Below are 3,003 nucleotides of genomic sequence, written 5' to 3'. Positions count from 1 at the left end.
AGGGGCTTCATCTTCTTGCCAGCGACCAGCGTCCCACGGTTCCGTTTTTCGTCTGACATCCCACGAAAATCTCATCCTCCACCCGCCGTTTCGGCCGATTTTTTACATGTCCGGAGATCAGCAGCATGACTCGACGCCCGCGATATCTGTCCAACAATCCCCGACATCCGCGTAAGGGCCGGGGACTCCCGACAGGAGGTCCAATGCCTCTGGCCCCGCCCGAGTTGATATTTGGCAACATCGTGCTTGTTGGCAGTCAGATCACTCACACCCCCGCTCAGTGGCCCGCTGGTGTCAATGTGGTGGCTTCGGGATATGTCCGACGGATCGGCGGCACTGGACCTCGCGTACCGACGGGCGTCACGTCCGATCCTTACACGGCGGAAGGGATGGCAGACGTTATCGAGTGGTTCTCGACCGGCGAAGATGCAGACGGTCGCAGGACCACGGTCCACTCTAATCCAGTGACGGTCTATGCCATCCCGTATCAGACGTCCCCGGCCACAATCTCTACGCCAAACGGCACCGTGCCCGGCGCGCCTTACACGACCACTCCGGGCGAATGGTCCGGCTATCCCCCGCCCGATGTAATTCCCCGCGCGCAACGCCAGCTTGGCACCACCGGCGCGCTCGAAACCGTGCCAGCGAATGGCGTCGGAGCAGAGGGCTACCGCTACCGGTCCGACCCCCTGGTATCCAACGCCGCACAAAGCGACGTGCATGGGCCATCCCAATGGACGCCGATATTTGCTGCTGCAGCCGTGGCCCCGACGGTCAGCCTGTCTCGCTCCCCGTCTGGCGCTATTACCGAGGGCGACACGGTAACCGTTACCGCGACGGCGACAGGAACACCAACGCCGACTCCCGTGTGGGAAATCACCCGAAATGGCGCACCTGTTACCGCCGACGGCGGGACGTGGCATCGGGAACTCGACGATATCGACGATGGGGCCTATGTGGTCACTGTCACGGTCACGAACAGCGCGGGGTCTGCGAGCGACAGCATGTCGTTCACCGCCGCGCCCGCAAGCACTGACGTCGAGCCGTATGTCATCACCAACCCCGCGATGCCCTCGCTGACCGCTGGGTTGGCCGTCACCGTCCCAGCCGCCACGTTCGGCGGCACTCCGGCCCCGACAGCCACGCACAAAATCCAGCGGCGCTTACCCCCTTCCGGGGCTCCCGAGGATGTGGCTGCTGGGTTGGCTTTCACGCCCGCCGCAAATTACCAGTATCGCCGGTCTTCCAGCGCCAGCAATGGCGTCGGCTCCCCCGCAGTGGCTGAAAGCGCATGGTCGGATACGGTCCCGCAGGTGGACTGGGCCTTTTCCGAGGCCGACGGCGTGCTGACGATCCCCGTGCATCCGGGCCAGCCTAATACGCCCTCAGTCACGGACATCACGCCCACAAGCGCGCGGATTGTGCCCGGCACGGCTCCGACGCCTGCCGTCACACGGATGCTGATGATCCCAAAGTCTGATTTCAACGCCGACCAACCCCAGCTTACCACTTTCGGCAATGCGCTGTCCTTTGCAGGCAATTCAACCTCTGACCACCTTCCCGGCACGCCTTACGTTTTCTGGCGCGAGAGCTATCAGGCGGATTTCGACACGCTGGCGGCTGTGGAATTTGTTGATACTTTTTCGACCAATCTGGGGTCTGATCTTACGGGGCATGTCTCGAACAGTAGCCACACATGGGCCGCGCCATTGTCGTCTATCGGCATGCGGATCACGACCGGCGGCAGAGTGCGCGGCAGCTCGAACAACGCGACCAGCAACATGCAGCTAAATGGCTACGAGCTGCCGATCGCAGGGGGGTATATCGAAGCCAAAGCCTACGCGATGGGCACAAATCAGGAGGGTCAGGCGTCAGTTCGGCGAGCAGGCACGCTCGGCTACATTGCCTTCGGAATCGACGCGGACAATTTCCTCCAGCTGGCATTTGTCGCACCGAGTGCGGGGTCGGCCAACGACACCATCCAGGTGCAGGAGCGAATCGGAGGGAACAGCTCTCCCCGGATCACACACTCTGTCCCGGGCATGAGCGACATCATGGCAGAGCACACGGCGCGGCTTTACATCAACCGAGGGACGAAAGCCCTGAGGCTGCTCGTCGCTGGCGTCGAGGTCGCGACCGGATCTTACGCCGGCAGCTATCCGGCAGGGACAAAGACCGGCGTCAGGTGGGGCGGCTCTGCATCGCAAGCGCCGTCGGATGGCAGCGCAATGCAATTCAATGAGCTGTCGGCAGGGGGGCTGTAATGGCGCTTTATCGCTATTGGCCCATCGCCGCTGGCTTGAGCGCAAGCAAGCTGACGACATCCACGGCGCTCGCGTCGCTCATGGCAAGCACTGGCTATGCCGTGCGCACTCTCAGCGTGACGTCGGGCGAGTACACGACGGCCTCCGGGTCCACAGAGCAGCCGTTCACGGCGACGAGCTCGTCGGGGGATGTAACAATCTCTGGGATAATGCCCCCCGGTGCTCGACTCATCTATACGGACGACCCGCAGCGGCAGGCAATAATCTATCTCGGAGGCGGTGGAGGGTCGGTCGAGGTGTCCAGTCGGACGCCAGCCACAACTACCGATGCGTATGGCCGGACTATTCACGGGTCCACGCTGAACCCTCAGCCGCACCAAATCCCAACAGATGCTCCCCCGGCTCATGGCTATGACCAGCGCGCCAGAACGAGCGTGAACACGGACGTTAACGTTACGTTTTCTGCAAGCCGGGTGGCACAGTTCCCACTGGCAATGCAGGCCAACGACACCTGCTCCTTCGCGCTATCGCTTGTTCCAGCGACGACTTTGGCAAAAGGGAGCTACATTCGGGAATACTTTACCCTGACTGTCCTTGAGGGGTCTCCGCCGGTCGCGGCAGGCAAGAAGGTATTTGCTCCGCAGGTGGTCCGGTCTTCTCCCATGGGGGCAATTCTGGCGGACGTTGACGCGATCTACGCATCGCTGCCCCGATATTCCGCTGCTGGCACAGCGCCCCC

General features: G+C 62.4%; 2 protein-coding genes. Both read left to right on the top strand.

Translation table 11 applies throughout. The annotated features are described in order from the left end of the window. Positions 1-389 precede the first annotated feature (389 nt). Positions 390-2,264 (top strand): hypothetical protein, encoded by a 1,875-nt coding sequence (locus tag CG51_RS20300; RefSeq protein ID WP_143413018.1) that lies wholly within the window; start codon positions 390-392, stop codon positions 2,262-2,264. Then, positions 2,264-3,003, top strand: a 740-nt coding sequence (locus CG51_RS20635) for a hypothetical protein (RefSeq protein ID WP_035747550.1), incomplete at its 3' end; no start/stop codon positions are given. The genes CG51_RS20300 and CG51_RS20635, both read left to right, overlap by 1 nt.

This window comes from Haematobacter missouriensis, assembly GCF_000740775.1.
Lineage (GTDB): Bacteria > Pseudomonadota > Alphaproteobacteria > Rhodobacterales > Rhodobacteraceae > Haematobacter > Haematobacter missouriensis.
The sequence above is the reverse complement of the archived record's forward strand: the minus strand, read 5'-3'. Positions and strand labels throughout refer to the sequence as shown.